Here is a 24,025-nt window from a genome sequence, read left to right as displayed (position 1 = left end):
CCCATACCATACCAGCGTCAACCGCAATTGCCCCTGCCTGCAAGCTTCGTTAAACCCCACGGCATGACAGCAAATCGTGCCAGTATCCGCGACCGCAGCGAAGCCAAGGGGCTGCGCATGACCCAGCCCCGCCGGATCATTGCCCAGGTGCTTGAAGAGTCCGACGACCACCCGGATGTCGAAGAGCTGTACAATCGCGCGAGCGCCGTCGACCCCGGCATTTCCATCGCCACGGTGTACCGGACTGTCAAATTGTTCGAAGAGGCTGGCATACTCGACAAGCTGGAATTCGGAGACGGTCGCGCCCGGTACGAAGACGCGGAACGTGAACACCATGATCACCTCATCGACATGAACTCTGGCGAAGTGATCGAGTTCGTCGATGCAGAAATCGAAGCCCTGCAGGAAAAGATTGCGGAAAAGCTGGGCTATGAGTTACGTGGCCACAGGCTGGAACTTTACGGCGTGCCGCGCAAGCGCCAGTAAACAAGCACATTCTTCTTCATCTTTGTCGCGGCTATATGCGCGACCAGAATAAACCCGGCATATCGGCCAAAAAACTAAGGTCACCAGACATATGGACAACTTGCGTGGCGCCGGGCTGATGGTTCTGGCGATGCTGTGTTTCGCCATCGAAGACATGTTCATCAAGCTGCTGGGCGGCGTGATCCCGGTTGGTCAATTGCTGGCCCTTCTGGGCGCGGGTGGTGCCGCGATCATGGCGTGCGCCTGCGTGTGGAAAGGACAACCACTGGTCAGCCGCGCGCTGCTGGGCCGCGCCATGCTGATCCGCAACGCGGGCGAAGTGATTGGGTCCTTGGGTTTTGTGACCGCCCTCGTGTTGGTGCCATTGGCCACCGCCTCAGCGATCTTGCAAACCACCCCGTTGATGGTCACGCTCGGGGCTGCCGTCTTTTTGGCAGAGCCGGTCGGCTGGAAGCGATGGGTCGCCATCATCGTAGGTTTTTTCGGAGTGCTGTTGATCGTACGACCCGGGTTTGCCGGTTTTGATTGGAATGTCCTATTTGCGGTTCAGGGCATGATTGGTTTGTCCGTTCGCGATCTGGCCACACGCCGTGTGCCTGCAACACTTTCCGCGCTCCAACTCAGCTTCGTGGCTTTTGCATTGCTTGTACCCGCAGGTGTGGGCGTCATGTTGGCGTCCGGCACAGCTTTTGTTGCCCCGACCCTGAACGAATGGGGCCTGCTGGCGATCGCCGCAGTTATAGGGGCGATCTCTTACCGCTTCATCGTTATGGCGATGCGTATGGGCGACGTCAGTTTCGTCACGCCATTTCGCTATACGCGGATGGTGTTTGCACTGATCATCGGCGTTCTGATCTTTTCCGAAGCACCCGACATGTTGACGCTGATCGGCGTGGCAATCATCATTGCGTCCGGCCTCTTCACCCTATGGCGCGAGCATATCAGGAAAACGCCAGATGCGGCGTAAAGACCCTTGTTGTTAGCGCCAACATCACGTTAGACGCTGCGTAACTTCCCGCTACAGGAGCCTCCTCATGAGCACCATCATCGACATTCACGCCCGCGAAATCCTCGACAGCCGGGGCAACCCCACCGTCGAAGTCGACGTGACACTTGAGGACGGCACTATGGGCCGCGCCGCAGTTCCTTCTGGCGCATCGACCGGCGCCTACGAAGCGGTGGAAAAGCGTGACGGCGACAAGGCCCGTTACAAGGGCAAGGGCGTGCTGGAAGCTGTCACGGCGGTGAATGGCGAGATTGCCGAGGCACTGGTTGGCATCGACGCCACCGAACAGGTCGAACTGGACCGCGCCATGATCGAACTGGACGGCACAGACAACAAGGGCCGTCTGGGCGCCAACGCGATCCTTGGTGTTTCACTTGCCGCCGCCAAGGCCGCTGCCGATTGGACCTCGCAACCGCTCTATCGCTACGTCGGCGGCACCTCGGCCCGTGTCCTGCCCGTTCCGATGATGAACATCATCAACGGCGGTGAACACGCCGACAACCCGATCGACATCCAGGAATTCATGATCATGCCGGTGGCCGCCGCGAATATCCGCGAGGCGGTGCGTATGGGGTCCGAAGTCTTCCACACCCTGAAGAAAGAACTCAGCGACGCAGGTCTGTCGACAGGTATCGGTGACGAGGGCGGCTTTGCCCCCAACATATCGTCGACCCGGGACGCGCTGGATTTCATCCTGAAATCGGTAGAGAAAGCGGGCTACAAGCCGGGCGAAGACATCCATCTCGCCCTCGACTGTGCCGCAACCGAGTACTTCAAAGATGGTGCATATGTGCTTGCAGGCGAAGGCAAAACATTGTCCTCAGATGAGAATGTCGCCTATCTCGAAGCGCTGGTGAATGACTATCCGATCATTTCGATCGAAGATGGCATGGGCGAAGACGACTGGGATGGCTGGAAAGCACTGACCGACGCCATCGGTGATAAGGTCCAACTTGTGGGCGACGACCTGTTCGTGACCAACCCGGTGCGCCTGGCCGACGGCATCGCACGTGGCTGCGCGAACTCCATGCTGGTAAAAGTCAACCAAATCGGCAGCTTGACGGAAACACTTCAAGCCGTCGATATGGCTCATCGCGCGCGCTACACCAACGTTATGTCCCACCGCTCGGGCGAGACCGAGGACGCGACTATCGCCGATCTCGCCGTCGCCACGAACTGCGGTCAGATCAAAACCGGATCTCTCGCACGGTCGGACCGGCTCGCAAAGTACAATCAGCTGATCCGGATCGAGGAGATGCTGGGTGAAAGCGCGGAATTTGCAGGTAAGTCCATCCTGAAGTAATCGATGGTGTCGTCGAACCGTGGGCAGTTGCGTTGCCCACGGACGCAGCAGCGCAGACCCAAAACCGACGCGGCGCACAGATTGGGCACTCAACGATCCCTTTTGCATATTGCGCCAGAACGTCTGTGCGATTTACTCCTGTGCCATGATCGATCTTGAAATCCATTCAGCCCGCCCCTCCGACATGGACGATGTCGCACGCTTGTGCTGGGCCTACCGTGACCTTTTGATCGAACGATCCGTTGACCTGCCGCAGATGGTCGAAGCCTACTATGCCAAGGACAGCTATGCGGCGCTGGTTGCGGACCTGCCGCGCATCCACGCGCGTCCCAAGGGTGACATTCTTGTCGCGAAACTCGGCAATCAAATCGTCGGCTGCGCCATGTACTACCCATTGACCGCGGCGGGCACGACGGAAATCAAACGCGTCTATGTCGCTCCATCCGCTCGGGGATCAGGGGCTGGCCGCGCGTTGATCCAGGAGTCCATAGCCCGAGCCAAGTCCGACGGTTACGCCCGAGTTGTTCTTGATACCATGAGCGGACTGACGGAGGCCATTGCGCTCTACGAACGGCTCGGCTTCCAACCCTGCCCACCCTACTATGACGCAGAGCCTTCTTTCCTTCCCTATCTGCGCTTCTTCGAGCATCCTCTTTGAACGATGACCATGAACGCTGAACAAATCATTGCTCACCTGAACCTACAACCGCACCCGGAAGGTGGACATTACCGCCAGACCTGGGTTGCTGAAAATGATGGGCGACCGACCGGCACCTGTATCTATTTCCTGCTCGCCGCGGGAGAGCAAAGCCACTGGCACAAGGTCGATGCAACCGAGATTTGGCTTTATCACGCAGGCGCCCCACTGATCCTATCGATGAGCAGCAGTGACACTGGCCCCGCACAGGATCATGTGCTGTCCCCCGATCTGAACGAAGGCGCGCCCCAGATCATCGTGCCCGAGGGGCATTGGCAAGCCGCACGCAGCGCCGGTGACTACACGCTAGTCAGTTGCACCGTCTCACCGGGCTTCCAATTCGAAGGATTCACGCTTGCAGAACCGGGTTTCGACATCCCACGTCAGGGATAGCTGACCGTCCCGCCCCCCACGGCGGCCCGGACACCGGTTGTCCCGGGACAAGATGTCGGCAAACCACGCGCGACGCGCACCGCCAGATAGGCAAAGGCCTGCGCCTCCAACATATCACCGTTCAGTCCCACGGCTTCGACGGGTTGCACCGGGCAATCCAACGACACCTCAAGCATCTTCATCAGAACCGGGTTATGCCGCCCGCCCCCGGTCACGAGCACCGTCGATGGCGGACGCGGACAGTGCTGCATGGCTTCTGCAACCCCCGCAGCACACATGGCTGTCAGCGTGGCCGCCGCATCCGCATCGCTGAGTTCGTGGACCAGTTTCACCATTTCGGCAAAATCGTTCCGATCGAGTGACTTTGGAGGGATGCGCGCAAAATACGGCTCCGCCAGGAACAATTCCAGCGCGCCATTCTCGACTGTGCCCGAGGCCGCAACACGCCCCCCTTCGTCAAAGGCAAGGCCAAGCCGCGTCTGCATCAGGTCATTGACCGGCGCGTTGGCTGGGCCCGTGTCAAAAGCCAACAGCGCGCCATCAACTTCGGGTGCATCCGCCGACGGATCAACCCATGTCAGGTTGCCGACTCCACCCAGGTTCAAAAAAGCGACCGGGCCCTCCGCCCCCATCCACTTGGCGCAGGCAAAATGAAAAAACGGGGCCAGAGGTGCGCCCTCGCCCCCCAGTTCAACATCCGCAGTCCGAAAGTCCCAGACAACAGGCACTTGCAACGCCTGCGCCAGCGCCGCGCCGTCGCCCAGTTGCAAGGTTCCCTGCGCTCGGGGTGCATGGGCCACGGTCTGACCGTGAAACCCAACCAGATCGACCTTGTCAAAGCCTCCCAGCAGTTCTTGATGCGCGGACATCATGACGTCGGTCGCCGGTTTCAACGACGGCCCGGCCCAATGCCCAAGGGCTGCGCGCAAAACTGTCTGTTCCTCGGCGGAGTATGCGCGGTAGTCATGCGCACCAAATCCGTCGATGACCACTCCATCCGTTCGCAGAACTGCCGCGTCAACACCATCCAGCGATGTGCCTGACATTGCTCCGAGCGCAGCAATTACCGCGCCCTTGTCTCTGACCTTATCCATGGTCTTTTCCTTTGCCCGTCCCCCGCTTATAGACTGCGACGGAGCCGTTCCAAGGACAAGCCAAATGACTTACACACCCCGATCCGATTTTTTGCACGTGATGCAAAGCCGCGGGTTTCTGGCCGACTGCACAGACATGCAGGCGCTGGACGACGCATTGCTGGTTCCGGGGCAGACCGCCTATATCGGCTTTGATGCGACAGCAAAATCGCTGCACGTTGGATCGCTGATCCAAATCATGATGCTGCGCTGGTTCCAGAAAACCGGGCACAAGCCGATCACGCTGATGGGTGGCGGCACAACCAAGGTGGGCGATCCGTCTTTCCGGGCCGATGAACGCCCCCTGCTCGACTCTGCCGCGATTGATGCCAACATCGCTGGGATCAAACAGGTGTTTTCCGCTTACATCGACTACGACGATGGCGCGCAGATGCTGAACAATGCCGAGTGGTTGGATGATCTGAACTACCTTGATTTTCTACGGGATATCGGGCGGCACTTCTCGATCAACCGGATGCTGTCGTTCGAAAGTGTGAAATCCCGGCTAGACCGCGAACAGTCGCTGTCGTTCCTCGAATTCAACTACATGATCCTCCAAGCCTACGACTTCATGGAGCTGAACCGACGCTATGGCTGCATCCTGCAGATGGGTGGGTCGGATCAATGGGGCAATATCGTCAACGGCATCGACCTGACACGCCGGGTGATCCAGAAAGAAGTGTTTGGCCTGACCTCCCCGCTCTTAGAGACGTCAGATGGCAAGAAGATGGGCAAGTCACAGTCGGGGGCGGTCTGGCTGAATGCGGACATGCTGTCACCTTACGAGTTCTGGCAGTTCTGGCGGAACACGACAGACGCGGATGTGGGTCGGTTCCTGAAACTCTACACCGAGCTACCGCTTGACGAATGCAACCGTTTGGGTGCCCTTGAAGGGTCCGAGATCAACGAGGCCAAAGCCCTGCTTGCTTCTGAGGTGACAACCATTTTGCACGGTGCTGAAGCCGCAACAGCGGCTGCGCAGACGGCCAGAGAAGTGTTCGAAAAGGGCGGCGTGGGCGACGACCTCCCAACCCTGATCCTCAGCGCGGATGACGTGGGCGATGGAATTTCCATCGTGCAGCTGATCGTAAAGTCCGGTCTAGCTGGGTCCGGAAAAGAGGCCAAGCGTCTGATCGCCGAAGGCGGAGCGCGGATGAACGACGCGCCGCTGACCGAAGCGGGCACGATGATTGATCGGGCCGCTCTGGCCGCACCGATCAAATTGTCAGCGGGCAAAAAACGCCATGCGCTTGTCCAAATTGGTTAAGGTTTGACCGTACGGTAAATTCTGTCCCCGCGGGGACAGATCACCCCAACCGTCCGAGGACGGCCCGTGCAGCGCGCAGTCCGGGGTCCTTCCCACCGCGTCCCAGGCGGTCCATCGTCAGCTCCATGGCTGCGCGTTGATCCTCAGCGCCTGCGAGCAGGCCCTCCATCGCCGACACCACGTTCTCAACGTTGAAGTCCTTGCCAACGACCTCAGGCACCACTCGGGTATCCGTCACATGATTGATCAAACTGCCCGTGTCGGTCGTCACCATTCGGCTGATGATGGCACGGCTGAGCCAGTGCAGATCATAGGCGCTGACCATCGGGGTTCCAGCCGCTGCCAGTTCCAAAGACACCGTGCCAGAGGTTGCCAGCGCCACATCCGCCGCCGCGAAAGCAATCCGCTTTTCCGTCAGCGCCGCATCGTGGTCTTTCCCTGTGGGATCAAGAACCAGGGGTGCAACAGGCCACTTCGCAACCTCGTTATGCACCAGATCTACAACTGATCCGGCAGCGGGTAGAACCATTTTCAAGGCTGGCCGCGTCTGCGCCAATCGACCAAGGGCTTGGCCGAAGACGGGGCTCATCCGCGTGATCTCTCCTCGGCGAGAGCCCGGGAGGACAAGCACCAACGGATCGGCGGCCTCCAGCCCATGTTGTGCTCGAAAGGCGGCCTGTTCCTCTGACGTAGCACGCGGAACTGTTGCGGCGGGGTGTCCGACGAAATCGCACTCCATCCCTTCCGCCTCCATATACGGAGGCTCAAAGGGGAACAGAGCGAGGACCTGATCGATGACCTTCGCCATCTTCTTGGCCCGCCCGGGCCGCCAGGCCCAAACGGTCGGTGCCACATAGTGCACGGTCCGAATATCGGAGCCTACCTTGACCAGCTTGGCAACACGAAGCGAAAAATCCGGGCTGTCGATTGTGATCAACACGTCGGGCCGCGTGTCGATCACGGCCTGCGCCGTCTCGGCAATGCGTCGTTTCAAATGACGGTACTTTGGCAGCACCTCGGCAATGCCCATGACCGTCAGTTCGGACATGTCGAACCGACTTGTCAGACCCTGTGCCTGCATAAGCGGCCCGCCGATGCCGTCATAAGTCACGTCCGGCGCTTCCCGGTTCAAGCCAGCCATCAATGCGCCACCCAAGGCATCACCCGAAGGTTCGCCCGCAAGGATAAAAACCTTCAACGCACCCAAAGAAACAGCCCCGCGTCATCCAAGAGGCGCACGACCTTTTCTCGCTCAAGCACCATCACGCCTTCTGCAGCGATGACCATACCATCAAGCCGTGCTTGGATTACGGCGCGCGCGGTTTCAGGCCCGATCGTGGGCAAGTCGATCCGTCGATCCTGACCTGGTTTGGGCGCTTTGAAGAACACGCCACCCTTAGGTTTTGCCCGCGCTTCCGCTACAGGACCAGAAAGCCAGTCCGCCGCGTCGTCGAGCATGTCACCAACAAAATCCATTGCCGCCCCGAATGGATCGCCTTCGGTTGTCGGCATCGGTCGCACATCGTTTTGACACAGGCCGCGCAGCATCGCGTCAGTGCCCCGAGCGTCTTCACGCGCAATGACCTGTTCGTCGCGAATGACACAGGACTGGCCCTCATCCGCGCGGCCCTGTTCTATCGAAACTTGCTCGGCAGCCTTGATGTGCGCCTCAATATCCTGGGGGACCGGTGTACGCGTCAAAATACCCGGCTGCGGCAGCAGCTCGGGCGCAAGAGCATGAGCGCCTTTCGCGATCATTCCGCGTTTCTCGAACAGTCCAAGGATGGCCCGCAGCGCGGCATCTTCACCATCTTTGACCGCCCTTGCGAGGGTCGGCACCAGTGGCATCGTGCGCGCATCCAGTTTCAGGGGGCTGAAGCCGGGCCTTTGGATGGCACCACAAAAACAGACTTCAGTTACGCCCCGGGCAACGAGCTTATGTAATAAGGTCCCGATGGTTTCGAGGCGGAACCAGACGTCCACCTCCAGCCCGTCCGGCTTGTGCCCATCAAGGGCACAAATGATTGGTGGGGTTGGCTGGTGCGCTGCAACGACCGAAGGTAACGCCCCGGTCCCGGAGATCAGGGCCAGCATCAGCGCGGCGTCAGGAACGACCGGTCACTGTCGCCCATGACGAATTCGACTATCTCGCGGACATAGGCGCTGTCGGTTTCCTTGCCCAATCGCTCAGCCCGATTGTGGAACGTACCCTCGCCTTGCGCCAGCATCTGGAAGGCCGCACGCAATGCCGTGATGTCACTGCGATTGACACCTCGGCGTTTCAGGCCGACAAGGTTCAACCCATCCAGCTCTCCGCGGGGTGCCTGAACCAGTCCGTATGGGATCACGTCATTTGTCACCATGGTCACTGCCCCAATGATCGCACCCCGACCGATGCGTACAAATTGGTGAATGCCCGACAGGCCCCCAACAATCACGTCGTCCTCAAGGACGCAGTGCCCGGCGACCGCGGCTGAGTTCACAACGATGACCCTGTCGCCGACATGCGCGTCATGTGCGATGTGGCAGCCCGCCATGAACAGACCATCATCGCCGATCCGCGTGACCCCGCCGCCACCTTCGGTGCCACAGTTCATGGTCACATGTTCGCGAATGCGATTGCGTTTGCCGATAACCAGACGACTTGCCTCGCCCTTGAACTTCAAGTCCTGCGGCACTTCTCCGATCACGGCGAAAGGAAACACGATTGTTCCCTCACCCACCTCGGTATGGCCTGTGACAACCACGTGGCTTTTCAGCACGACGTCTGGGCCGATCACAGCATTCGGGCCAACCACGCAAAAAGGCCCTACAACGGCCGTTGGATCAACCTGCGCGCCCGGTTCCACGACCGCCGAGGGGTGAATACCTGCATCGCTCATGTGGTTGGCAAATCCATCATCGCGGTGAACTCGACCTCACAGGCCATTTCACCATCAACCTCTGCAACACCGGCGAATTTCCAAACTTTTCCCCCGGCTTGCCGCGGGTTGTTTTGAGGTTCAGTTTCAAAACATCGCCGGGAACAACCATCCGGCGGAATTTGCATTTGTCGATGGCCATAAAGTAAACAAGCAGGTTCTTGTCAGCCAGATCAAGGGCAACGCCGACCATGACTGCCGCCGTTTGCGCCATCGCTTCGACGATCGTCACGCCTGGCATGATGGGTTGCCCCGGGAAATGGCCCTGAAAGTGCGGCTCGTTCATCGTGACATTCTTGATGCCAGTTGCCGACTGATACCCGTCGATGTCTTCGACACGATCCACCAGAAGGAAGGGATAACGGTGCGGGATCAGGCGTTGTATCATCCCGATGTCGGCGGATTGCAATTCTGTTGTCATGGGACGCCCGAGCCTTTTGTCGTTGGTCTTATCATCGAAACGTGCCTAGCAAGACAAACACGGCCTCGCAAGCGCGCGGCTATTGCTGCTCGGCTCCGTCACCCAGGGTCGCATCCATCCGTGAAATCGCAAGATCCGTAATGTCGATTGCATTCGCGCTAACAAATACACTGCGTTGTTCAAGGATAACGCCAGCGCCGGCTTCGCGCATGATGACTTCTAGAACGGGCGCGGCTGACACCAGAAACCGATCGCGGTTTTCTTCCAACAAGTCGGCGATTCTGCGACTTCTGGCTTCGCGTTCATTGCGTATGCCCTCGACCCGGGCATCAAACGCATCCGCGAGTGCGCGAAACGCCTCTGGTTCCATATCCGGACGTTGATCCGTTAAGGCCTGCTCTTCCGCTTCCAACTCTGCCTCAAGACGGCGGTTGTCTTCAGCGAGTATCGTTGTCTGTTCCTCGATCTCAGCAAGTACACGCTGGCCGAACGCGCTGTCCCGATAGAAGCGTTCGCTATCAATTGTCAGGATCGGGCTGCGAACGTCTTGCGAGAGAGTTGCCGTGGCCCAAATCAGGGCCACGACCAAGAGTGCACTGGCTTTGACAAGCCTGCTCATCACATCAGAACGTGGTGGAGATGGTCAGGTCGAACGACTGCTCACGGTCGAACTCTTCTTTGCGCAGGGCATTGGAAAAGTTCAGACGCAATGGCCCGATGGCCGTATCCCAGAAGATCGAGAAACCAATCACGTGACGGAAGGATCCGCCTTCGCCCCGAACATCCCCACCGGACAGATCGACCTCGTCCAGATCCCACAGATTGCCAACATCGTAAAACAGCCCGCCACGAATGCCCAACTCTTCTGGCAGACCGAGCGGGAATTCAGCTTCAAACCGTGCAGCAACGAACAGGTTACCACCCAGCGGATCGGGATCATCGCCCGCCGCATTGAAATCGCGGGGTCCAATGCCGCCTGGCTCAAACCCGCGGATGATGCTTGGCCCGAGTATGAATCTGTCGACCGTCCGGTTGGTACCACCATTCCATGCCAAGTATCCGCCCTCGAGCGTCGCACGGAGTGTGACCTCCTCATTGAACGCAAGTCGTTGACCAACAATGCGGCCACGCGTTCTTATGAATTCGGCATCACCACCCAAGCCAGCAAAATCCTGAGAAAGCTCAAGGAGGACGCCCGCCGTTGGGTTCAAGCCACCTTCGCGGGTGTCATACGTGTACGTATATCCAATCGACGATGAAGACTGTTCGCCGACATCAATCTCGCGCTGAACGATCGGGCCATTCGTCACTGTGTCGCGTGCGAGCATTTCGTTTGCTTGGTAATTGTAGTTGACCGACAATCTTGACCGCTCCCCGATGGGGAAGGTCAAACTTGGCCGCAACAGGAGAGATTCTGTGTCGTAGTTGGCGAAACTAGAATCCGATTCGCTGTATTGAAGATTCAATCCAAAGGCGACATCTCGGCCCAAGAAAGCGGGCTCAATGAAGTTGACGCCATATTGCTCGGACTCCTCCGCAGTAGAGAAGTTGAACCCAAGGGTTTGGCCACGGCCCAAGAAGTTGCGCTCGGTGAAGCTCACAATCAGCCCAAAGCCGTCGTCCTGCGAGAATGCGCCGCCGAAGTTGAGCGAACCAGTCGGGCGCTCTTCCACATCGACATCGATCACCACTTGATCTGGGCTCGATCCCTCGCGCGCATTCACGTTAGCAACTTCAAAGTACTGCAGCGCACGAATACGTTCCGCCGCATCGCGGATTTCCCGCGGGTTGAAGGGATCGCCCTCGACAACCCTGAACTGGCGGCGGATCACGCGGTCAAGAGTCGTTGTGTTGCCCTCTATATCAATACGCTCAACAAACACTCGTTGGCCACGGCTCAGTACGAATTCAACATCGAGCGTGAGATCGCGATCACTTCTGATAACGCGCGGCTCAACGCGTAGAAAATCTACGCCGTCCCGCTGTGCTTGTCGCTCGAGGCGCGAAATTTCCGCTTCGACCAGCGTTGGTGAATACACAACACCAGGACGCACCTTAATGAGCTCTTGGTACGCATCCCCGTCCACGTCGGTCAGTTCACTTACTACGGATACTTCACCAAAGGAGAACTGCTGCCCTTCTTGAACGTTAAACGTAAGGAAAAACCCATCACGCTCCTCAGTCAGTTCAGCATTCGAACTTACGATCCGGAAATCAACATATCCACGCGAATTGTAGAAGTCGGTCAGAACCTGTTTGTCGAACTCGATGCGATCCTCGACCAAAGTATCAGTTTGGATCAGCGCCCGTAAAAACCCTGCTTGTTTGGTCTCAAGAACTCGGCGCAACCTGCGGTCAGAATAGACCCTGTTTCCGACAAAGCTGATGCGTTCGACTTCGACAACATCACCTTCGAAAATCTCAAAAATCAGATCAACGCGGTTGTCCGAACGTCGAATGATGCGGGGGCTTACACGCGCCGCGACGCGGCCTTGAGAGCTGTAGGCTTCGGCAATGGCACTGGCATCCCGTTCTGCCTGAGCAGGTGAAAACACCCTTCTCTCCTGGCTTTGAATAATTGCGGACAGTGCCTCGTCATCTACGCGCCGGTTTCCTTCGAATGTCAGGCGATTGATCGTTGGAAACTCAGTCACGGTGATCAGAAGTGTGCCGCCTTGCGGTTCGACGGACACGGTTTCGAACAGGCCACTTGTTTCAAGGTTGCGGCGTGCATCGTTCACTTGCCCGGCTGACAGCGTTTGCCCCGGAGCGATTCCAGCTCTTGCCAGGACCGCAGAGTCGCCCACGCGCGTGTTTCCATCGACAACAATGCGACTGAATTGAAAATTCTGCGCCTGTGCAGGGGTCAGTGTTCCGACCCAAACCGCTGACAAAAATACGAAAAATGCTAGAATACTCTGCGCCATACGCCAGCACGATTGTGCTCGCCCTGCTGCGCCCCTCATCCCCAGTCCCATGGTTTTGCCCCACGTGTTCAGACATACAATAGTCACGTGACTAACGGCATTGCGAGGTGTTGTCAAAAGCGCAAAACCCCGTGGGTCACCACGGGGTCACTGGCACATCTTGTGGATAAATCTGCGTTTTAGAGGCTGCCCAGCCATGCACCTGCCGCAAGAGCGGCCATCAATGTCAGGCCATGAAGTGCACGATCCCAATTCAGCAGCATCAAAAGGCTCAGGCCACGGTATCCGGTTTGAATCATCTGCATCGGTTCATCCTCTGTGTCGAAAACGGGATACAGCGTTAATGCGGCAGGACATGGGATTAATGATGGCAAGAATAAGGCGCTCAAACCCAATCTTCTTAGGGACAGAAGATATCGTTCCCCAACGCAAATAGCATGAGCGACAACACGAGGGTCAGCCCAACTGCCATCAAAACACGCAGGGCGCCATCGCTTGGCGGCTTACCCGTGACCGCCTCATAGGCGTAAAACACCAGATGACCGCCGTCCAACGCCGGGATTGGAAACAGGTTCAGAAGGCCAACGGCAGTCGAAAGCACCGCGATAAACCAGATGAAGTCGCTGAGGCCATGACTTGCTGTCGTACCTGCAACCTGTGCAATGCCGATAGGCCCGGACAGATTGCAGGAACTGATTGCACCTGTAATCAAGTGTCCAAGACCGTTGATGGAACCCGTGATGACCCCAATCATGCGTTCATATCCGCCAGACAATGCCTGCAGCGGTGCGGGTGCTTCGCGGCCCATTTCAAAAGCCTGGCCTCCGCCAAGGCCGATCCGCCATTTCTTTTCAAAGCCGCCCTGCCCGTCTGGTTCGTCAACCAGTTTGGGCGAAAGTTCGATTTGCATTTCTGCGCCTGCGCGCCAAACGGTCAGTTGCACGGATGCACCGTCAGCGTTCTCGATGACCTCTGGCAGTTGCCCAAATCGAAATACGGGCGCACCATTGATCGATGTGATCACGTCGCCTGCTTCGAACCCGGCCGCAAGCCCTGCGCTGCGCGGAACGACCCGCGTCACGAGCGGTGGGAACAGATAAGGTCCCGTGACCGTCATGACGTCGCCGTCACGATCGACAAGATATTCAAGCTGCGGCTTTTCCGGGATCGTTTCAACAAATGCGGCATAGTCCTCGGAGTTGATGCTGGGCACGGCTTGGCCCTCGATTTCGCGAACGATATCCCCTTCGCGAAGTTCGTACGCGCCAGCCGGGAGCGGCTTGATCTCACCAACTGTCAGCGGATCACGCGGCACGCCCGTGAAGAAGATCACGGCGGCAAAGACGATAATCGACAGCGCAAAGTTGAAAACGGGGCCTGCGGACACTGTAGCAGCGCGCGCCCAAAGAGGTGCACCGTGCATTGTGCGACGCAAGGCAGCGGGATCAGCGGCTGCGTCCTCCATCGCGTCAACATCTTTGCCAGATGCCGCATTCGCATCGCCAGCGAACTTCACATAGCCGCCAAACGGCAAAGCTGCGATCTGCCAGCGGGTGCCCCGCTTGTCCATACGGCTCCAGATCACCGGGCCAAAACCGATCGAGAACACATCCGCCTGAATGCCTGACCAGCGACCAACAATATAGTGTCCATATTCATGAATGGCGACGATGACACTCAGCGCCACGACGAAAAAGAAAATGGTCCAGGCAAAACCGCCAAAGGCGGGAATCACGGCCGAAATATCCAAGGTTTTATCCTGCTCTTTGCTCGATCACGTCGCGGGCGGCTTGTCGTGCCATTTGGTCCGCTGTGAGTACATTATCAAGGGTCATTGGGGCATCAATATGGCCCGGATCAGTGCAGTTGAGCACCTCATCGACCACTTCAGCCATCGCAGGAAAGCCTATGTTGCCCGCTATAAACCCATCCAACGCGGTTTCTTTGGCGGCGTTGAATACGGCGCCGGATAGCCCGCCGCGTTCCATCACTTCGCGGGCCAGCCGCAGGGCGGGCCAACGCACTTCGTCAGGCGCACGGAACGTCAATGAACCGATCTGCGCCAGATCAAGGCGCTCGACGGGCAATGGCTGGCGATCGGGCCAATTCAGGGCATAGCCAATTGCGTGGCGCATGTCGGGCGGACCAACATGCGCCATCAACGCGCCGTCATTGAAGCCGACCATCGCGTGGATCATGGATTCCGGGTGGACAAGCACCTCGATCTGATCACCTCTGACGCCGAAATATTCTCGTGTTTCAATCAGTTCCAAGGCCTTGTTGAACATCGACGCGCTGTCGATTGTGATGCGTTGCCCCATGTCCCAGTTTGGGTGCGAAGATGCCTCTGCCAATGTCGCCTTCGCCAGCTTGTCCAGCGGCCAATCGCGGAAGGCGCCGCCGCTGGCGGTGATGATGATCCGCTCAACTGCTGACATATCTTCGCCGACGAGGGCCTGAAAGACAGCTGAATGCTCACTATCGACGGGCAGCAAGCGCGCATCATGAGCCTTAGCCGTAGAGAGGATCAGTTGACCGGCGCACACTAGGGATTCCTTGTTGGCCAAAGCGAGGGTCGCCCCCTGCTCGAGCGCGCACAGCCCCGGTGCAAGGCCAGCAGCCCCCACAATTGCGGACATGACCCAGTCGGAGGGACGGCAACCCGCCTCGGTCAATGCGGCCTGCCCCGCGGCTGCTTCAACATCGCTGCCGCTGAGGGCTGCACGCAGGTCATCCAGCCGTGCCTCATCTGCCGTCACAGCCACATCAGCGCGCAGGCGGATGGCGTCCCCGGCAAGCTGTTCAATGTTCGATGCCCCTGTCAGCGCCACAACATCGTAGGCGTCCGGTTCTCTAGCAATCAGGTCGATGGTGTTTTGACCAATCGACCCGGTTGCGCCGAAAATCGACACGCGGCGCATGTTAACCAAGCCCCCAAGGGAAAGCCGCAATCTGAGCAAACATCAGGAAGAATACCGAAGCACCCAGCATGCCGTCAAACCGGTCCAGCACGCCGCCATGCCCGGGGATCAGCGACGAGCTGTCCTTGACGCCCATTCGCCGCTTCATCGCGCTTTCTGCGATATCGCCCATTTGGCTGGCCATGGACACGGCAATGGACACGCCAATCAATTGCAGCGAGACGCCCGTATTGATCGCGAAGAGTGCACCGACAATGCCTGCGCCAACCCAGCCTGAGGCGGTGCCAGCCCATGTCTTCTTGGGGCTGACGCGCGGCCAAAATTTCGGTCCCCCGATCAAGCGACCCGCGAAATAGCCGACGACATCGGTCACAACGACCACCGCCACAAGCCAGACCATCCAGCCAAAGCCGAGATCATCGCGGACATGCATCATTCCGTATCCGGCCATCAACACAAGCAGCGTAAAGATCATGTAGATTGACCGGTTATGCTGCAGTTGACCAAGGCCAACCATGCAAGGGGCCAAGAGCAGCGGCAGCGCAAAACCAGTCGGTAGATACACGGCAAGAATCGTGGCAACGCCAGACACTGCGCCCAGCTGGACAGCGAGCGGTGGGTGATCAGGCGAAATGATGCGGACCAACTCCCACACCATCAGGCCGCAGATCAACGCAATCAGTACATGGAAAACGTCACCGCCAACCCAGATGCCCCAGATGCCGACAAGGACCATGACCAGACCGGACGCCATGCGTGCCGCAAGATCTGACCACCGTTCGGTCACCGCTTCACCCCACCGAACCGGCGTTCACGCCCGCCATATGACGCACAAAGACGCGTGAACTCTTCCCGACTGAAATCAGGCCAAAGCGTATCGATGAACTCGTATTCGGCATAGGCCGATTGCCAGAGAAGGAAGTTTGATATGCGGGCCTCGCCACTGGTCCGGATCACCAGATCAGGATCGGGCAGTACATAAGTGTCCAGGTATTTCGGAAGTGTTTCCTCGTCCACGCTCTCTGGCCGCAGTTTTCCATCAGCAACGTCTTGCGCCAAACGTTTGGTCGCGCGCGCAACCTCATCCCGCCCGCCGTAGTTCAAGGCAATTGTCAAGTTCACGCTTGTATTGCCAGATGTCAGCGTCTCCAACTCATCCATGAGGGAGATCAGCTTGGCGTCCAAACGCACACGATCCCCAATAAAGCGCACACGTACCCCAAATTCGCTAAGTGCGCGGGCTTCTTTCGAGATGTAGCGGCGAAACAGGCTCATCAGCCCAGCCACTTCGACCTGCGTCCGTTTCCAGTTTTCGGTCGAGAACGCGAAAATGGTCAGGTATTCGACACCTATATCGGGGCAGGTTTCCACAACTTCGCGGACCCGCCGCGCACCGGCGTGGTGGCCAAACAGGCGCGGCCGTCCTCTTTGCGTTGCCCAACGGCCATTGCCGTCCATGATAATGGCAACGTGGCGCGGGCCGGTATGTACGGTGTCTGTGATAACGCTGTCCTTGGAATGTCTGCGCAAATCCCGTCAGCCGGGGGTCTCCAACTTTGATGACCCAAACACTCCCAAGGAGCGTTTGCCCCGACCACATGGCCGAGGTCCGGTTTTCAAACCTGCATGATCTCGGTTTGTTTGGTTTCAAGTGCGCTGTCCACGGACTTGATGAACTTGTCCGTCATCTCTTGCACCTCATCTTCCCAAAGCTTCTGGTCGTCCTCGGACATCCCGTCACCCTTGGCTTTCTTGATCTGGTCCATGCCATCGCGGCGCACGTTGCGGATGCTGACGCGGGCATTTTCGGCGTAGCTGCCAGCAACCTTGCCCAACTCACGGCGGCGTTCTTCGTTCAGTTCGGGGATTGGCAACATGATGATCGTGCCGTTCAGCTGGGGATTGATGCCCAGACCACTTTCGCGGATGGCCTTTTCCACTTTTCCGACCAGACCTTTGTCCCAGACATTGACGGTCACCATGCGCGGTTCAGGTACATTCACCGTACCAACCTGGTTGATCGGCGTCAGGGACCCATACGCATCCACCATCACCGGCTCAAGCATCGAAGCCGAGGCTCGGCCCGTCCGCAACGATGCGAATTCGGTCCTGAGGTTCGCCATGGCACCATCCATCCGGCGCTCAAGGTCATCAGTGTCGAGCATGAAGTCGTCAGACATTGTATTCCCCGTGTTCGTCCTGGCCCGTTCGGGCGTCTTTCATTTGGGTATAGTGCAACGGGCGGGCGAATTGCCAGAGGGGTTTGAGCTATGCTCAATTTGGCGCTCTGGCGCGCAATAGCGTCAAACTGCAAACACAATCTCTGGTTATCTGAAATCCGCTTTGATCCGGAATCTGAAGATGTCAGACAGTTTAAATGCAATAGTCGAAAGAACCGCCCGCATGCTTGGTGTCGCTGAGGCGGATATCGATGTGAATGCTGACGTTGCCGACCTTGGTCTCGATGCAGACGACGTGCATGACATCTTGGAAGAAGCCGCAGAAATGTTCGGCGCGCCTTTGATCGACATCATCAACACGCTTCCCGTCTATCAGATCAAGCGCGGCGACATGACGATGGCCAGCTTGCGGGACATCGCCGCGTTCTCGCCCTGGGCGTCAGCGCTGTTGTCGGAACTGACGACCAAAACGGATATCGAGACGTTGACCAGTTTGGCCGCATCCATTGATGCAGGACGCTATGTCCCGAGTGGACGAAAGTCAGACGACCTGCATCGCCCCAAACCGCCAGAGTGGGTCATCGCAAAGGCTGTTGGTATCTGGGCCACGGCGCTTTTGGTTCCGTTGTTCAACGTATTTCGTCCGTGCAATCCACTGGCGCAGTTCTGTTTCACGCCAGCGGCCGAGAAGTTCTGGAATGTCGCCAGTTACTCACTCACGATTGCGGCGGTGGTGACACTGGTTTGGCTGGTGCCAGGTTTGCACGAATTGTCAGACGACATTCGAAAGCAGAAGGCTCGGCTCAAACGCGGTGCGGGTGAAGCGTAACGCGCGAACAAGTTTCACTGCGGATTACCCCTGCACCCGTGTGAAGGTCCCCTTGCCTTCCAGGATCTCCTTGAACCCGCCGGGTGTGTCCAGCGGGAAGACGATCAAGGGAAGGTTGTTGTCACGCGCGAGCGCGATGGCTGATGCGTCCATGACGCCAAGGCGCTTTGCCAGAACCTCGTCATAGGTCACGACATCATAGCGTTTGGCATCATCATGCTTGGCTGGGTCCTTATCGTAGACCCCGTCCACACCGTTCTTCCCCATGAATATAGCCTCACAGGACATCTCATTGGCGCGCAAGGTCGCGGCTGTGTCAGTGGTGAAATATGGGTTACCCGTCCCGGCGGCAAAGATGCAGACACGTTTCTTTTCAAGGTGGCGCACTGCGCGGCGGCGAATGTAGGGTTCTGCAACCTCGTTCATCGTGATGGCGCTGATGACGCGGGTAAAAACGCCCAGCCCCTCAAGCGCGGACTGCATGGCAAGGGCGTTCATCACGGTGGCAAGCATGCCCATGTAGTCGGCCGTTGTACGCTCCATCCCCTGAGCCGAACCCTGTAGACCGCGGAACACGTTGCCGCCGCCAATCACCATGCAAATCTCGACCCCCATATCGTGAACGGCCTTCACTTCCTGTGCGATGCGTTCAACCGTTGGAGGGTGGAGCCCGAAGCCCTGATCGCCCATCAGCGCCTCGCCCGAGATCTTTAGCATCACCCGTTTGAAGGTGGTTGGTGTCTCTGTCTCGGTCATGGTGCGCCCCCGCTCTTTCAAATTGCGCGCAACCTGTCCTAAATGCGATGGGTTTTCAATGGATGACACCACATGATCCGCGATGTAATCGCATCTTTGCCAAGCGAGCTTCCAATACTGATCGCCGGACCGACCGCGTCGGGGAAATCTGCGCTCGCCCTTGCCATTGCGGAGGCGCAGGGCGGTACCATCGTGAACGCGGATGCAAGCCAAGTGTATAACTGCTGGCGGGTCCTCACCGCGCGCCCCTCGGCGGAAGAGGAATCACGCGCTCCACACCGGCTGTATGGACACCTCCCCTTTGATGCGCCCTATTCCACTGGCCACTGGTTGCGTGAGGTAACGCCTCTCTTGTCTGGCGAGAGGCCGATCATTGTTGGGGGGACCGGGCTTTACTTTACCGCGCTGACACAGGGTTTGGCTGATATTCCGGAAACGCCACCAGAGTTGCGAAAACATGCGGACCAGATGGACATGGCCGCGATGCTTATGGAGTTGGATACAGACACCATGGCGCGGATCGATGTCGCAAATCGCGCGCGTGTGCAGCGCGCTTGGGAAGTCCTGACCTCCACGGGTCGCGGGCTTGCCCATTGGCAAGACAACACCGCATCGCCGTTGTTGCGGGCGGGGACATATGCCGGGATCGTCATGGACAGTCCCAAGGAGTGGCTAACGCCCCGCATTGCGACCCGGTTTGACGACATGCTGCGTGGCGGTGCACTTGAAGAGGCGCGCGCCATGCAGGACCGCTTTGACCCGGCCCTGCCTTCGTGCCGGGCCATCGGGGTCATGGAAGCGATGGCCCTTCTGCGCGGTGAGATGGACCACGACACGGCTGTTGAGCAGGCCACCATTGCGACGCGACAATATGCAAAGCGCCAGCGCACTTGGTTTCGAGCCAGGATGGCGGATTGGCGCTGGATCGCGTCATCTGAGCTGGCCAAAATTTGACGTTTTACGCGTTTAGCGGCACAAATGTCAGTGTAAACCGCGCGCCATATTGTCGAAAACGGACAAACACACATGTCCCTGCCTCCGATCGAGATAAAGCCGCTGGTCCAGTTGACCGCTGGTCAAGATTGGCGCGTGTCGCTTGCGCATGACCGACCGCAACATGTCATCATCTGGATCACCCGCGGCCAAGGGCGGCTCTTGCTCAACGGCACCCGACGCGGTGTGGGAACACACAACGCGCTTACCATACCTCCACACACGCTGTTTGCGCTTGAGTTAGGTCGGCAGGGCAGCGGGATGGTGGCGTTGATCCCGGACGGGACGGAGATTCGGTGGCCGACCCGCGCACGGCAGTTGCGTGTGAGAGACGTGGACAGCATTGGCGAAATGACAGCCATATTCGAGGCAGCCCATCGTGAGGTCACACAGGCACGCCCACTGGCCCAAGATGCAATCGACGCGCACATGGCGCTTATGTCAGTTTGGTTGCGGCGACAGATCGCCCTGCCCGATCACCTGCCCATCACGATGAACGCAGCCGCGCGGTTGAATGCGCGGTTTTGCGAACGTGTCAGCAAAAACTACGCCGACGGATTGACGATGGCCGACCATGCTGCCGCACTGGGTGTCACTGCAACCCACCTGACACGCGCGTGCAAAGCCGCCACAGGACGGACTGCGGCAGATTTGCTGACCGAGCGTACGCTTTACGCGGCGCGCATTGCCCTTACAGAAACCTCCGTGCCCGCACAGGACATTGCAAGACACCTCGGCTTTGGATCCGCCGCATATTTTACGCGCTTCATGCAACAGCACACCGGACAAACACCAACCGCTTTGCGAAAGGCAGCGCGGCAAACTCATTGACGCTTTACGTTGCGTAAGCCGGTAGATGTCGCAAATAGAACAGGCAAATGTCGCAAACGTGTAATGATTTTTGAAACCGCACCGTTGACCTGTGTGCGCTTCTGTTGCCTCATGCGGTCAGGGAACAAAATGATCGCACGCGCATCGCAGCACCTCAGCCACTTTGAGGAACATGCGCCAAGCCCAAATCAATGGGGCACGCGAACACGGGGGAAGTAGGTGTAAACAAAACCGTCACATCACGAGGCTAGCCCGCAAGGGCAGCACCCGAGGCGTATCACAAAAACAAATTGCGCCCGGCAAGCAACAAAGGCGGCACGCACCCGCCTAAAGCCACCCAACAGGGGCACTAAATGGGACTCTTCATACTCAGACGGCTGGGCGTGATGCTACTGACGGCAATTTGCCTGACGTTCATCGTGTTCTTTCTGACCAATCTCTATCCAAACCTTGAGAAACTGGCCAAGACCCAAGGCAACTTCCGCATGACGGACGAAGCTGTTGCAAGCTGGTTGGATGATCGGGGTTATATCGACAATACATTCATAAAATACGGGCGCTGGCTGGGTGTAGCGCCCGGTTGGGTGACCGAGAAAGAGGATGGCACTGTCACCGGGCAGTGCTTCAAAGAAAATGCGCCTGTAGAAGAGCGGCCCACGTTTTGCGGTGTTTTGCAGGGCGATTGGGGCTTTTCACTGGTGTTCAAGGATGAGGTCAGCAGTCTGGTCGCAATACGGCTTGGCGCCACCGGCAAACTGATGGGATTTGTTCTTTTGGTCATGGTGCCGATGTCGCTGATCGTCGGTGTGCTCGCCGGTATGCGCGAGGGTTCGGGTCTGGATCGGTCCCTCTCTACCTTCTCGATCGCGACGACGGCCACGCCTGAATATGTCTCGGGCGTTATCTTTATCGCCATATTTGCGTCATCCGCATTCGGGCTCAAGTGGTTCAAGGGATCCGCAACGCAAGCCATTGAGAATGCAACTTTTGAGAACTTCACGCTGCCGGTCCTGACCATCGCGCTTTATGGCATGGGGTACATTGCACGGATGACACGGGCGAGCATGACCGAGGTGATGACCGCCCAATACATCCGCACCGCGCGGCTCAAAGGGGTCAGCTTTGGCAATATTGTCCTGAAACACGCGCTCAGGAATGCGCTCATCGCGCCCTTCACCGTCATCATGTTGCAGATCCCATGGCTGTTGAATGGCGTGGTGATTGTCGAGACGCTCTTTAACTACAAGGGCTTTGGTTGGTTGCTGGTGCAGGCAGCGGGCAACAACGACATCGAACTGCTTCTGGCCGTGTCGGTTGTGTCGGTTGTGGTGGTGCTGATCACCCAGCTGATTTCCGACATCGGCTACGTGTTCCTCAACCCGCGCATCCGCATTTCTTAAGGGAGGCTAACCATGGAACCTTTGACATGGACCGGCCCTCTTGGGCAATTTTTGGACCCGGTGCTGTATGTGCTGTCTGCAATCTTCTTGGTGGCGATCGTCATACAGATCGTACTGGGCCTTGCCAGCGGTGGATCCCGCGTGGTGACAAACCCCGATGGCACACTCAGTTCTGCCGGAGGAGCCTATGACTTTTCTTCGACGGCAACGCGATGGCTGGGCCTTGGGCTGTTCCTGATTGTATTGGCATATGTCGTCATCGGCATTTTTACCGGCCCGCAGGTCGCCGGGATCATTGGTGGGATGAGCCAGCAACTCATGCCGGTCTGGATCGCGCTGATCCTGACCTTCATTGTGTCGATCAGGTTCAAACGCAAGCTGGGTCTCTACGGCAAACTCTTTGACTCCACTGTCGGCATGATCGGCTTTGCGCTTGTGATGTTCTGGGTCTACGCCGGTGTGATGGCTGGGCTGTTCGATTGGATCACGACACATGACAGCCTGAGTCAGGTGTCAGGTATGAAAAACAAGGTGCCCGGGACGCCGATGCGTAGCACTGAGGACGGTGAATATGCCTGGTATCTTCTGGGCGGTGACAACCTGGCCCGCGATGTGTTCAGCCGCCTGTTCAAAGGGGCTTGGGTCGTGGTGCAGATCGCCCCGCTCGCCACGGTCTTTGCCTTCATGGTTGGCATCACTTTGGGTCTGCCAGCCGGGTTCTATGGCGGTCGCCTCGATACGCTGCTGTCGTTCCTAGCCAACCTCATCCTCGCCTTCCCGGTCATCCTGCTGTTCTACCTGCTGGTGACCCCGGAAATCGTAGCGACGGGCATTCCGAACTACATGGCGACGGTCCTGTTCGTCTTCCCACTGATCTTTGTGGGTGTGCTTCTGAACTCGCGCTATTACACGCAACCCAGTTTCCGCACACCGCTGCTGATTGTGGTTCTTGGGATCATGGGATGGATATATCTGTCGCTAATCTCCGACGGCGGCACTAAAGTGGCTGTGCTGCCGGAGTTTCTGGACCTGTTCGACATTGATCCCGGAATTCTTGTCGTGTTCGTCTCGGTTGTCTTTGTGAACGCACCCACCGTTTTCCGGATCGTCCGTGGCCTCGCCATGGACATCAAGACGCGGGACTACGTGGCGGCGGCGCAAACCCGTGGTGAGGGTCCCTGGTACATCATGCTGTGGGAGATTTTGCCCAACGCGCGCGGGCCCCTGATCGTCGATTTCTGTCTGCGGATTGGATACACCACGATCCTTCTGGGCACTTTGGGCTTCTTTGGGTTGGGCTTGCAAAGCGAGAGCCCGGATTGGGGCACAACGATCAACGCCGGTCGGCGCTTGTTGTCCGCCTATCCGCACCCGGCGATCGCACCTGCCCTGTCCCTGCTGACCATGGTTCTGGGATTGAACCTGTTGGCGGATGGGCTGCGTGAAGAAAGCTTGAAGGACTGAGTTGAAGCGGGCGGACCGGGGGCCAGCCCGTTCGGGCAGGCCCTCACCCCCGAAGTTTATTTGGCAAGATGAAGGGCAAGACATCTTCACGGCCAAA

At 58.1% G+C, this 24,025-nt stretch carries 24 protein-coding genes and 1 pseudogene; 11 read left to right on the top strand and 14 right to left on the bottom strand.

The features are described from left to right. The first annotated feature begins 63 nt into the window (after window positions 1–63). The 5 genes from ACZ1HN_RS13320 to ACZ1HN_RS13300 all read left to right on the top strand — a co-directional run bounded on the left by ACZ1HN_RS13320 (window position 64) and on the right by ACZ1HN_RS13300 (window position 3,885). Window positions 64–486, top strand: a complete 423-nt coding sequence (locus ACZ1HN_RS13320) for a Fur family transcriptional regulator (RefSeq protein WP_299206952.1) — start codon at window positions 64–66, stop codon at window positions 484–486. Between the two features lie 91 nt (window positions 487–577). Beyond that, window positions 578–1,453, top strand: coding sequence for a DMT family transporter (locus ACZ1HN_RS13315; protein WP_472727853.1), 876 nt, complete (start codon window positions 578–580; stop codon window positions 1,451–1,453). Window positions 1,454–1,520: 67 nt separating this feature from the next. Continuing rightward, window positions 1,521–2,795, top strand: a complete 1,275-nt coding sequence (gene eno, locus ACZ1HN_RS13310; RefSeq protein WP_299605766.1) for a phosphopyruvate hydratase — start codon at window positions 1,521–1,523, stop codon at window positions 2,793–2,795. Between the two features lie 145 nt (window positions 2,796–2,940). After that, a complete protein-coding gene (locus ACZ1HN_RS13305; protein ID WP_472727852.1) occupies window positions 2,941–3,453 on the top strand; it encodes a GNAT family N-acetyltransferase in 513 nt (170 codons plus the stop codon). A 9-nt stretch (window positions 3,454–3,462) separates the two neighbouring features. Continuing rightward, entirely contained in the window at window positions 3,463–3,885 is a 423-nt protein-coding gene (locus ACZ1HN_RS13300; protein ID WP_472727851.1) for a cupin domain-containing protein, read from the top strand. Here ACZ1HN_RS13300 and ACZ1HN_RS13295 read toward each other — a convergent pair. Then, window positions 3,876–4,979: an anhydro-N-acetylmuramic acid kinase gene (locus ACZ1HN_RS13295; protein ID WP_472727850.1), complete on the bottom strand. Its 1,104-nt coding sequence runs from the start codon at window positions 4,977–4,979 to the stop codon at window positions 3,876–3,878. The genes ACZ1HN_RS13300 and ACZ1HN_RS13295 overlap by 10 nt on opposite strands. Window positions 4,980–5,043: 64 nt before the next feature. On the opposite strand from ACZ1HN_RS13295, the gene tyrS reads away from it, so the two are divergent. Then, entirely contained in the window at window positions 5,044–6,285 is a 1,242-nt protein-coding gene (gene tyrS / locus ACZ1HN_RS13290; protein ID WP_472727849.1) for a tyrosine--tRNA ligase, read from the top strand. 40 nt (window positions 6,286–6,325) lie between these two features. On the opposite strand, the gene lpxB is transcribed toward tyrS, so the two are convergent. The 12 genes and pseudogenes from lpxB to frr form a co-directional block, all read right to left on the bottom strand. Then, window positions 6,326–7,483 (bottom strand): lipid-A-disaccharide synthase, encoded by a 1,158-nt coding sequence (gene lpxB, locus ACZ1HN_RS13285; protein WP_472729323.1) that lies wholly within the window; start codon window positions 7,481–7,483, stop codon window positions 6,326–6,328. Continuing rightward, window positions 7,480–8,379 carry an LpxI family protein gene (locus ACZ1HN_RS13280; RefSeq protein ID WP_472727848.1) on the bottom strand — a complete coding sequence of 300 codons (900 nt, stop codon included), beginning with the start codon at window positions 8,377–8,379 and terminating at the stop codon, window positions 7,480–7,482. The genes lpxB and ACZ1HN_RS13280 overlap by 4 nt, the downstream gene beginning before the upstream one ends. Next, window positions 8,379–9,167 carry an acyl-ACP--UDP-N-acetylglucosamine O-acyltransferase gene (gene lpxA / locus ACZ1HN_RS13275; protein WP_472727847.1) on the bottom strand — a complete coding sequence of 263 codons (789 nt, stop codon included), beginning with the start codon at window positions 9,165–9,167 and terminating at the stop codon, window positions 8,379–8,381. Before lpxA ends, ACZ1HN_RS13280 begins: the two co-directional genes overlap by 1 nt. Further along, window positions 9,164–9,627, bottom strand: a pseudogene (gene fabZ / locus ACZ1HN_RS13270) (3-hydroxyacyl-ACP dehydratase FabZ). Before fabZ ends, lpxA begins: the two are co-directional and overlap by 4 nt. 79 nt (window positions 9,628–9,706) lie before the next feature. Further along, window positions 9,707–10,246 carry an OmpH/Skp family outer membrane protein gene (locus ACZ1HN_RS13265; RefSeq protein WP_472727846.1) on the bottom strand — a complete coding sequence of 180 codons (540 nt, stop codon included), beginning with the start codon at window positions 10,244–10,246 and terminating at the stop codon, window positions 9,707–9,709. Window positions 10,247–10,250: 4 nt separating this feature from the next. Further along, window positions 10,251–12,554, bottom strand: coding sequence for an outer membrane protein assembly factor BamA (gene bamA / locus ACZ1HN_RS13260; protein ID WP_472729322.1), 2,304 nt, complete (start codon window positions 12,552–12,554; stop codon window positions 10,251–10,253). Window positions 12,555–12,733: 179 nt separating this feature from the next. Beyond that, the gene (locus ACZ1HN_RS13255; protein WP_299206976.1) at window positions 12,734–12,859 is read right to left on the bottom strand and encodes a hypothetical protein; all 126 of its coding nucleotides are present in this window, start codon (window positions 12,857–12,859) and stop codon (window positions 12,734–12,736) included. A gap of 95 nt (window positions 12,860–12,954) precedes the next feature. Continuing rightward, window positions 12,955–14,304 (bottom strand): RIP metalloprotease RseP, encoded by a 1,350-nt coding sequence (gene rseP / locus ACZ1HN_RS13250; protein ID WP_472727845.1) that lies wholly within the window; start codon window positions 14,302–14,304, stop codon window positions 12,955–12,957. Window positions 14,305–14,308: 4 nt separating this feature from the next. After that, a complete protein-coding gene (gene dxr / locus ACZ1HN_RS13245; RefSeq protein ID WP_472727844.1) occupies window positions 14,309–15,475 on the bottom strand; it encodes a 1-deoxy-D-xylulose-5-phosphate reductoisomerase in 1,167 nt (388 codons plus the stop codon). Window position 15,476: 1 nt separating this feature from the next. Next, on the bottom strand, window positions 15,477–16,229 hold the full coding sequence (locus ACZ1HN_RS13240) for a phosphatidate cytidylyltransferase (protein ID WP_472727843.1): 753 nt from the start codon (window positions 16,227–16,229) through the stop codon (window positions 15,477–15,479). 29 nt (window positions 16,230–16,258) lie between these two features. Then, complete coding sequence (gene uppS / locus ACZ1HN_RS13235; RefSeq protein ID WP_299206983.1) at window positions 16,259–17,005, bottom strand: polyprenyl diphosphate synthase; 747 nt, start codon at window positions 17,003–17,005, stop codon at window positions 16,259–16,261. Window positions 17,006–17,091: 86 nt separating this feature from the next. After that, a complete protein-coding gene (gene frr / locus ACZ1HN_RS13230; RefSeq protein WP_472727842.1) occupies window positions 17,092–17,655 on the bottom strand; it encodes a ribosome recycling factor in 564 nt (187 codons plus the stop codon). Window positions 17,656–17,878: 223 nt separating this feature from the next. Here frr and ACZ1HN_RS13225 point away from each other — a divergent pair, with 223 nt between their 5' ends. Beyond that, window positions 17,879–18,484: a hypothetical protein gene (locus ACZ1HN_RS13225; RefSeq protein WP_472727841.1), complete on the top strand. Its 606-nt coding sequence runs from the start codon at window positions 17,879–17,881 to the stop codon at window positions 18,482–18,484. Window positions 18,485–18,508: 24 nt separating this feature from the next. Here ACZ1HN_RS13225 and pyrH read toward each other — a convergent pair whose 3' ends face one another. Beyond that, a complete protein-coding gene (pyrH, locus tag ACZ1HN_RS13220; RefSeq protein ID WP_299206990.1) occupies window positions 18,509–19,240 on the bottom strand; it encodes a UMP kinase in 732 nt (243 codons plus the stop codon). A gap of 72 nt (window positions 19,241–19,312) precedes the next feature. On the opposite strand from pyrH, the gene miaA reads away from it, so the two are divergent. The 4 genes from miaA to ACZ1HN_RS13200 all read left to right on the top strand — a co-directional run bounded on the left by miaA (window position 19,313) and on the right by ACZ1HN_RS13200 (window position 23,928). Next, window positions 19,313–20,194 carry a tRNA (adenosine(37)-N6)-dimethylallyltransferase MiaA gene (gene miaA / locus ACZ1HN_RS13215; RefSeq protein WP_472727840.1) on the top strand — a complete coding sequence of 294 codons (882 nt, stop codon included), beginning with the start codon at window positions 19,313–19,315 and terminating at the stop codon, window positions 20,192–20,194. 72 nt (window positions 20,195–20,266) lie between these two features. Then, window positions 20,267–21,064: a helix-turn-helix domain-containing protein gene (locus tag ACZ1HN_RS13210; protein ID WP_472727839.1), complete on the top strand. Its 798-nt coding sequence runs from the start codon at window positions 20,267–20,269 to the stop codon at window positions 21,062–21,064. A gap of 353 nt (window positions 21,065–21,417) precedes the next feature. Further along, the gene (locus ACZ1HN_RS13205) at window positions 21,418–22,464 is read left to right on the top strand and encodes an ABC transporter permease (protein WP_472727838.1); all 1,047 of its coding nucleotides are present in this window, start codon (window positions 21,418–21,420) and stop codon (window positions 22,462–22,464) included. 12 nt (window positions 22,465–22,476) lie between these two features. Further along, the gene (locus ACZ1HN_RS13200) at window positions 22,477–23,928 is read left to right on the top strand and encodes an ABC transporter permease (protein ID WP_472727837.1); all 1,452 of its coding nucleotides are present in this window, start codon (window positions 22,477–22,479) and stop codon (window positions 23,926–23,928) included. Window positions 23,929–24,025 lie beyond the last annotated feature (97 nt).

The sequence above is a fragment of the Tateyamaria sp. GN1-10 genome (assembly GCF_055693845.1).
This window is presented reverse-complemented; position numbering and strand designations above follow the sequence as displayed.

What these genes read in the sequence shown, in the direction of transcription:
- lpxA (WP_472727847.1), bottom strand. Translation starts at nt 9,167, where the DNA reads ATGAGCGATGCAGGTATTCACCCCTCGGCGGTCGTGGAACCGGGCGCG.
- ACZ1HN_RS13315 (WP_472727853.1), top strand. Translation starts at nt 578, where the DNA reads ATGGACAACTTGCGTGGCGCCGGGCTGATGGTTCTGGCGATGCTGTGT.
- ACZ1HN_RS13295 (WP_472727850.1), bottom strand. Translation starts at nt 4,979, where the DNA reads ATGGATAAGGTCAGAGACAAGGGCGCGGTAATTGCTGCGCTCGGAGCA.
- ACZ1HN_RS13255 (WP_299206976.1), bottom strand. Translation starts at nt 12,859, where the DNA reads ATGCAGATGATTCAAACCGGATACCGTGGCCTGAGCCTTTTGATGCTG.
- dxr (WP_472727844.1), bottom strand. Translation starts at nt 15,475, where the DNA reads ATGCGCCGCGTGTCGATTTTCGGCGCAACCGGGTCGATTGGTCAAAAC.
- ACZ1HN_RS13240 (WP_472727843.1), bottom strand. Translation starts at nt 16,229, where the DNA reads ATGGCGTCCGGTCTGGTCATGGTCCTTGTCGGCATCTGGGGCATCTGG.
- eno (WP_299605766.1), top strand. Translation starts at nt 1,521, where the DNA reads ATGAGCACCATCATCGACATTCACGCCCGCGAAATCCTCGACAGCCGG.
- bamA (WP_472729322.1), bottom strand. Translation starts at nt 12,554, where the DNA reads ATGGCGCAGAGTATTCTAGCATTTTTCGTATTTTTGTCAGCGGTTTGG.
- ACZ1HN_RS13305 (WP_472727852.1), top strand. Translation starts at nt 2,941, where the DNA reads ATGATCGATCTTGAAATCCATTCAGCCCGCCCCTCCGACATGGACGAT.
- ACZ1HN_RS13205 (WP_472727838.1), top strand. Translation starts at nt 21,418, where the DNA reads ATGGGACTCTTCATACTCAGACGGCTGGGCGTGATGCTACTGACGGCA.
- ACZ1HN_RS13320 (WP_299206952.1), top strand. Translation starts at nt 64, where the DNA reads ATGACAGCAAATCGTGCCAGTATCCGCGACCGCAGCGAAGCCAAGGGG.
- ACZ1HN_RS13265 (WP_472727846.1), bottom strand. Translation starts at nt 10,246, where the DNA reads ATGAGCAGGCTTGTCAAAGCCAGTGCACTCTTGGTCGTGGCCCTGATT.
- pyrH (WP_299206990.1), bottom strand. Translation starts at nt 19,240, where the DNA reads ATGACCGAGACAGAGACACCAACCACCTTCAAACGGGTGATGCTAAAG.
- miaA (WP_472727840.1), top strand. Translation starts at nt 19,313, where the DNA reads ATGATCCGCGATGTAATCGCATCTTTGCCAAGCGAGCTTCCAATACTG.
- ACZ1HN_RS13225 (WP_472727841.1), top strand. Translation starts at nt 17,879, where the DNA reads ATGCTTGGTGTCGCTGAGGCGGATATCGATGTGAATGCTGACGTTGCC.
- ACZ1HN_RS13210 (WP_472727839.1), top strand. Translation starts at nt 20,267, where the DNA reads ATGTCCCTGCCTCCGATCGAGATAAAGCCGCTGGTCCAGTTGACCGCT.
- ACZ1HN_RS13300 (WP_472727851.1), top strand. Translation starts at nt 3,463, where the DNA reads ATGAACGCTGAACAAATCATTGCTCACCTGAACCTACAACCGCACCCG.
- ACZ1HN_RS13200 (WP_472727837.1), top strand. Translation starts at nt 22,477, where the DNA reads ATGGAACCTTTGACATGGACCGGCCCTCTTGGGCAATTTTTGGACCCG.
- frr (WP_472727842.1), bottom strand. Translation starts at nt 17,655, where the DNA reads ATGTCTGACGACTTCATGCTCGACACTGATGACCTTGAGCGCCGGATG.
- ACZ1HN_RS13280 (WP_472727848.1), bottom strand. Translation starts at nt 8,379, where the DNA reads ATGCTGGCCCTGATCTCCGGGACCGGGGCGTTACCTTCGGTCGTTGCA.
- tyrS (WP_472727849.1), top strand. Translation starts at nt 5,044, where the DNA reads ATGACTTACACACCCCGATCCGATTTTTTGCACGTGATGCAAAGCCGC.